This window comes from Limnohabitans sp. B9-3, from assembly GCF_002778325.1.
Classification (GTDB): Bacteria; Pseudomonadota; Gammaproteobacteria; order Burkholderiales; family Burkholderiaceae_C; genus Limnohabitans; species Limnohabitans kasalickyi.
Genome location: NZ_NESI01000011.1, coordinates 110,443 through 116,640, shown reverse-complemented (window position 1 = coordinate 116,640; position 6,198 = coordinate 110,443). Strand labels below are relative to the sequence as shown.

Below are 6,198 nucleotides of genomic sequence, written 5' to 3'. Positions count from 1 at the left end.
CGCCAAGAAGTGGACGATGCCGGTGCAAAACTGGAAGCCCGTGCTGAACCGATTTACGATCCAGTTTGAGGGAAGGATGCCGACGAATTAACACTCGCTCCGTTTACACAAAATTCGGGACACCCTCTGCTGGCAAATTCAGTGACTTTGATTTTTCCTCCACTTTTAGCCGCAACGATTTCTGCAAACTTTTTGACCCCCATGCTTGTTGGATGATCCGTGTTGTTCAGGTGTCCCAATTTAATCGTGCGTTCCTGAATGTCTTGGGCTTGCACAACCGTATTGGCTGCGATAAGACCAAGAATTGCGACGAATTTAATCAGCTTAGTTTTCATGTCATCTCCTTGAGTAATTGTTGATACGTGTTCACAGTGCATGAACATCTGAGGGAATGGCCGTGTAGGCCAAAACGAACAGTTGGCGTTGGGTTTCAGCGATGGCACCTAAGGTCTCCAGTCGGGCGTTTGAGAGTTCTGCGTCACCTAGTTTTTGCAAAGCATCACGGTCATATCCGCTCACAACCATGATCCAGTCGGCAGCACGGTCTGCATTTCCACGAATTTTTTGCTCAGTGGTTGCCGCTATCGCGGGTGCTTGGTGACGAAGCACATGCAGACCTACGATTCCAGGTAATTGCGAAACAGACGCCCCCAGGTCACCTAGTTGCCTCTGAAGTTTCTCTTGCTGGCCCGCAGCGGGTGAGCAACGAATTGTCAAAACGTGTCGGGCAGTCACTGCCCCGTGGCTATGAACCACCTCACACTGGGTTCGGACCATGTTGCGGTGCAAGGGCATCATCTTTGTCGACCAGGGCGAGGGTGCATTGAGGCGTGCAACGTAGGGCGCCGACGCGAGAACGTCATGATCACTCAGCTCGTACATCACAAAAAAGCCTTCACCACCTGATGCATCGGTCCAACGTGAAGATCTCAAGAATCCTGGGATCGATAGTCGCTCTGCGACATGTTCGTGCGCATGCCAATGCTCCAGTTCTTCTCGCACATCTGGCGATACATCCCACCACATGGCCAGTGCGGCCTTACCAAGCATAGGCATGACTTACCTTTCGGCCAAGCGTTCTGCAACCGCGCGTACCGCAAGCGTGTAGCCGGCTGGACCCAGTCCACAGATAACCCCGTTCGCAACTTGGGAGACGAGGGAGTAGGTGTAGGGAGCAGGCCGCTGATGGATGTTGGTGAGGTGGACTTCAATCAGGGGCTGACGCAAGAGCTTGAGTGCGTCCAGAACGGGGACACAGCCAAAAGAGAAGCCGGCGGGGTTGATGATCACAGCGGCATCTTTGATTGCCGCTTCCTGGATCCAGTCCACCAGAATGCCCTCGTGGTTCGTTTGACGAAAGTCGCAATCCAAACCAAGCGACGCAGCCAGCTCCTTGGTTGATTTTTCAATTTCGGCGAGTGTTGTCGTGCCGTAAATGCCTGGCTCTCTTGTGCCGAGCATGTTTAAGTTGGAGCCATTCAGGATGAAAAGTGGGTGCGCCATTTGCAGACTTTCGAGTTGTTTGACTTGATTGTGTTGAGTTTGTTAGGACGTAATTCCAACTTGGAAACGTCTTTTATATAATGAAATTTCATTGAAATGTTCAGATAAATTGAAGCATTCGATCACGACTTAAAAACGATTCTGTTTAGAAAGAACCACCGCATGACGCTCGCCCTCGACCGTGGACTGTCCCTGCTTGAGCAGCTTTGCGATCAGCCTGAAGGCATGCCTCTCACAGAGCTAGCTGACGAGTTAGGCATTCCACGTAGCGCATGCCATCGCCTTTTAGGAGAACTGCAAAGGCGCGGCTATGTTCGCCAATCCCGCAGCCAAGGCGATTACATGCTCACGGCCAAACTTGCGTCGATGGGGTTGGGGTTGCTGAGTAGCAAGGGCATCATTGACATCGCCGAACCCGTGCTCGAGCGATTGGCCAAAGAGTCGGGCGAACTTGTTCGTTTGTCGATCGTTGATGACGATCGACTGGTCTGGGTCTCAAAGTCGCAAGGCACTCGCATGGGGCTGCGGTATGACCCTGACATGGGTATGGAGGCGCGCTTGTCGTGTACAGCTTCAGGTCATGCGTGGTTGTTAACGATGAGCGATGAGAGAGCTGTTGAGCTGGTCAGTCGACAAGGTTTTGGTCAGCCCAAAGAATACGGACCGAAAGCTCCCACCACTGTGGTGTCACTTTTAGACATGATTCATGAAGCTCGTGCGAGGGGTTTCGCAATGATTGATGAAGTGTTTGCCCCAGGTATGACGGCCATAGCCGCACCTGTGGTTCGTGGTCAAGAGACTGTTGGTGTCGTTAGCATTGCAGGCCCGCGTCAAAGACTCACATTGGCTCGTATGCAAAAACTGTCGTCAGCCGTACTTGCTGCTACAGCAGAGCTCGGGCCCATAAGCAAGATTTCCACCCTATCAGGTAAACCAAAATTAGGAAGATCGTGATCACTGCGCCTTGTAGCCCATCCGAAACCCGCCCCAATGCTGTCCCGCCAACATGATGGGCACAGACAGGTCGTGCATGATTTCACCCGTGTCACGTTTGTACGTTTGCAGCAATAACTTTTGCGTGTGTGAGCCACAGCGGCTGCCGGTTCGGTCGCTGAAAATTCGTTTGCTGCGGCTGTTGACCAAGTCCACGTCGTACCGCCCGGTCAGAGGTTTGGCGAATTTATCGTTGTGTGTAGGCACGTAGCCGCGTTTGTTGGTGCAAATGGCAAACACCAACTCGGGGCAGCTTTTCAACACGGTTTCCTGAATGGCGGGTAACACTTGGTCGGTGAATGCATCAAACTTGGAACTGTACTTTTGGGGGTTGGTGTTCACGATGGCGACGTGTTCCACACTCAGCAAATCAGCCTGACTGATCTTGCCCTGCGCCACGCCTTCTTCAAACACTGCTTGCACCGCATCGGCCGCAGCACGTGCCACAGCGTACATGCGCCTGTGAATGGTTTCTAAATTCAACTCAACCAGTTTTTCGTAAAAGCCTTCGCTCAGTTCGGTCAGCCCCATGGTCTGACGTTCTTGCGATTCGATGCGCAGGCCGAAGCTGGCTAACTCGTCTTGAATCTCCCCCAAATAGTTGGAGATGGTGTTCACTTCTTGCGCCGAATGGCTCGAGGCTTGCACGATGCCGTCCATCTGCTCCGACAGCTCGCTCGACGAATTCAAGATACCTGTGAGGCGTTGGCCCACTTGCTCAATCTGCGTGACATTGGCCTGCACATCGCTGAGCAATTCATTCATGTTGTTGACCGCCAAGCCCGTTTGGCTCGTGATGCCTCTGACGCTGTCGTCAATTTCTTGGGTAGCTTCAAACGTCTTTTCAGCCAATTTACGCACTTCGTCGGACACCACGGCGAAGCCCTTGCCGTGTTCGCCCGCGCGTGCGGCTTCAATGGCGGCATTCAATGCCAGCATATTAATTTTGTTGGCAATGTCTTGAATCAGCCGAACCACATGTTCGATTTTTTGGGAGCTGGCTTGCAAATCCGTGATTGAGGACGACACCATCTGTGTACGCGCACCCATGTGGCGCATGGCGTCGATGGTGTTGTTCAGCTCGACTTGGCCCAATTGAGAATTCTCACGGGATTGTTGGGCCAATTGAGCGACCGATGCCGCATCTTTGCTGACACGGTTGGAGTTGTGTGCCAGCGATTGCGAGGAGTCAGAAACTTGCGCACCCTTGTTGGCCAGGGCCTTCATTTCTTGGTTGATGGTGTTGGCCTGCCACGATAAATCTGCCAAGGTGATGGAGCTGTTTTCGACCACCAACGTCATGTCGTGCACGATTTTGAGCAAATTCAAATGACCTGCATCCAGTTTTTCAAGGGCAGGCCCCAGCAGGGGATCGGTGCGCCAAACGGACGCAACCGAAGAACCCGAAACAGACGTGTTGTGCACGTCGGTGTAGACCTGCTGGATGAAGTGATCAAGCTCTGCCATCAATGTTTGTAAGTGGCCTAATCCCAACTGAACGCTGCTCAGCATGTGAGCGCCTTCGCTATCCGTCTCAGACGACGCAGTGCTTGACATCGCTGTGCCAAGTTGGCCTCGTTGCAAAGCCGACATGGCTGTGCCAACTTGTCCCATCGCAACGCTTTGACGATTCAGGCGCGCAGCCACCGTGTGGGTGAGTTGCTTCAATTCGACAGGTAACTGTGCTGGCAAGTCACGATCCCCATCGCCCTGAGCTTGCGTGTGTTCAAGCCGCTGCTGAACAAAGTGCAAACCTGTCAGGATGGGCCGCAAAACAACCCAGCCTATTAACAAAACCAAAAGCAGGGCGGTGAACAACACGCCCATCAGCCATGCCCCCGCTGAACTCTGAATCAATGCCAGAGGCAGCAGTGAAAAGATCACCCCCGAAGCGCAAGCGATCACCAGCGCACAAGAAAGAACAAAGAAAACAAGTCGTTTTTGGATGGAGTGCAGCACAAAGAATTCCCCAACAAATAGTCATTTTTGTTGGTTTTGATGGATTGATACAGTCTCAAATTATCGACGATTGAATTTTTTAGCTTCAGAATGGCGTCGCTTTTGAAGCTAAAAATCGCAGGACCCATAGCCTCATCCACTCCACCTATGCAGCCCATACAAATTTTCACCAAGACCTGTGTCGGCGTTTTGTTTTTCATCGCCTTTGCAGGTTCAATCCATCTGCATGCTGCCAGCTTGTTTGGCGACCACACCTGTGCACGTTGGGCCACATTGTCCGAGGCCGATCAAAAGGCTTGGGCCAACGCGTTTATTGCGCCTTTGAGCCTGACGTTCAAAGGGCTTAGAAAGAGTAACGTCGACAAATACAACGACAACCCCAACGCGTCTTTGCAAGCCACGGAGAGTATCAACGCCTATTGCAAAGCGCACCCAGATCAAACCGCAGCCCATGGCGCTGCGGCTTATCTGAGCCAACTCATCAACAATTAAAGCGCAGCTTCAATCAAGGCTTCAAGTAGGTCTGCACCGTGTCCCAAGCCACTTGCTGCAGATGAAGCGCTACGTCAGGCTTTAAGCCCGCAGAAAACTTCAAGCCAACAGGCGATTGTTTGAACAGCGTGGCATAGGTCGTGGCAGCGGCCAAATACGTGCCTTCCACGCTGGGGTGGCGCTTGTCTGGGGCGTATAAATTCACAGCCGGTTGCACGGCGATCGAGCGCGCAAACGCCAAACCGGCCGGTATCACCAACGCTTGATTGGCGTTGCCAGCCTCGGTGTAAGCCTGTGCCAATTGGGCTGTCATTTCGGGCTTGTCTTGGTAGGCCCATGACATGAAAAAGACGGGCTTCGAGCCATGTTTGCGCACCGTGTCGCTGTGCTTTTTGGCGAATTCTGTGAACACGGGCTTCATGGTGGGGTGAATCGGGCATTGGCTGCAATCCATCATGACCGACGCTTCGAAGAGCTTGTTGGTGCTGGGGTTGAACACCACGCTGTTATCTGCCGCAAACGAGTATTTGCCAATCGCATTGGGTCTGAAATACGAGTCCACGTCGTGCCAATCAAACCCCGATCCACTGATCGTGATCATGGAGCTGCGATACGGATGCCCTTTCAGCCCCTCCGCGACCATGGGGGACAAGTGCGACACGATGCCGTTGTTGAAATAGAAAAAGCTGTTGCCAATGTAGGCCACCGAGGTCGGTGGGGTTCCCACCCATTCTTTGACGGAAGGCTTGTCTTGCGCCATGGCTGCGGTCAGCGAGCTCGTCAGCATCCAGCAGGCGATGGCACGGGTTAAAAATTTAGGCAGGTTCATGGGGTCTCCAAGTTTGAAATGTGAATTTCATTGGACCTCAGCAAGCCATCCCAATTCGTCGCAGAAATGACAGTGCACCCGCCATGTCTGAGGTCCCTTGACCCACGGTTTCCTCACCTCTCATGATGAATCAGGGTTAACCCTTGGGTGATCTTTTATGACGACCTGCCGCGAGTCAAAGAGAGTAGGTTTTTTGCTTTTTAAAAGTCGTACTCAAAAACTGCATTTCCCCTCTTAAAAAACCCCTCAAATACGCCAATTGGCGCATGTACGTACACCTAAAAAAACAAGAAAATAGGTTTTATCAAATTGTGCGTATTTTATGTTTTTAATATTTAATTTGTTTAATTAAATAAATGTAATAAAAACTAGAAATTTATGAGGTTTGCCGCGAACTTGGCAACGTCTCCTTTTCTCCTGCG

7 protein-coding genes are annotated in these 6,198 nt (G+C 51.9%); 2 read left to right on the top strand and 5 right to left on the bottom strand.

All coding sequences use genetic code 11. The features are described from left to right. Window positions 1-53: 53 nt before the first annotated feature. The 3 genes from B9Z42_RS16465 to B9Z42_RS15200 are packed head-to-tail and all read right to left on the bottom strand — an operon-like array spanning window position 54 to window position 1,503. Entirely contained in the window at window positions 54-335 is a 282-nt protein-coding gene (locus B9Z42_RS16465) for a hypothetical protein (protein ID WP_233203670.1), read from the bottom strand. Between the two features lie 31 nt (window positions 336-366). Next, complete coding sequence (locus B9Z42_RS15205) at window positions 367-1,056, bottom strand: hypothetical protein (protein ID WP_100134263.1); 690 nt, start codon at window positions 1,054-1,056, stop codon at window positions 367-369. A 3-nt stretch (window positions 1,057-1,059) separates the two neighbouring features. Next, window positions 1,060-1,503 (bottom strand): type II 3-dehydroquinate dehydratase, encoded by a 444-nt coding sequence (locus B9Z42_RS15200; RefSeq protein ID WP_100134262.1) that lies wholly within the window; start codon window positions 1,501-1,503, stop codon window positions 1,060-1,062. A gap of 162 nt (window positions 1,504-1,665) precedes the next feature. Here B9Z42_RS15200 and B9Z42_RS15195 point away from each other — a divergent pair, with 162 nt between their 5' ends. Then, a complete protein-coding gene (locus B9Z42_RS15195) occupies window positions 1,666-2,457 on the top strand; it encodes an IclR family transcriptional regulator (RefSeq protein ID WP_100134261.1) in 792 nt (263 codons plus the stop codon). Here the strand turns inward: B9Z42_RS15195 and B9Z42_RS15190 are convergent, their stop codons facing one another. Continuing rightward, entirely contained in the window at window positions 2,458-4,380 is a 1,923-nt protein-coding gene (locus tag B9Z42_RS15190; RefSeq protein ID WP_158235974.1) for a methyl-accepting chemotaxis protein, read from the bottom strand. A gap of 222 nt (window positions 4,381-4,602) precedes the next feature. Here B9Z42_RS15190 and B9Z42_RS15180 point away from each other — a divergent pair, with 222 nt between their 5' ends. Further along, window positions 4,603-4,947, top strand: a complete 345-nt coding sequence (locus B9Z42_RS15180) for a hypothetical protein (RefSeq protein ID WP_143474103.1) — start codon at window positions 4,603-4,605, stop codon at window positions 4,945-4,947. A 13-nt stretch (window positions 4,948-4,960) separates the two neighbouring features. Here the strand turns inward: B9Z42_RS15180 and B9Z42_RS15175 are convergent, their stop codons facing one another. Continuing rightward, window positions 4,961-5,776, bottom strand: coding sequence for a hypothetical protein (locus B9Z42_RS15175; protein WP_100134257.1), 816 nt, complete (start codon window positions 5,774-5,776; stop codon window positions 4,961-4,963). Window positions 5,777-6,198: the final 422 nt, after the last annotated feature.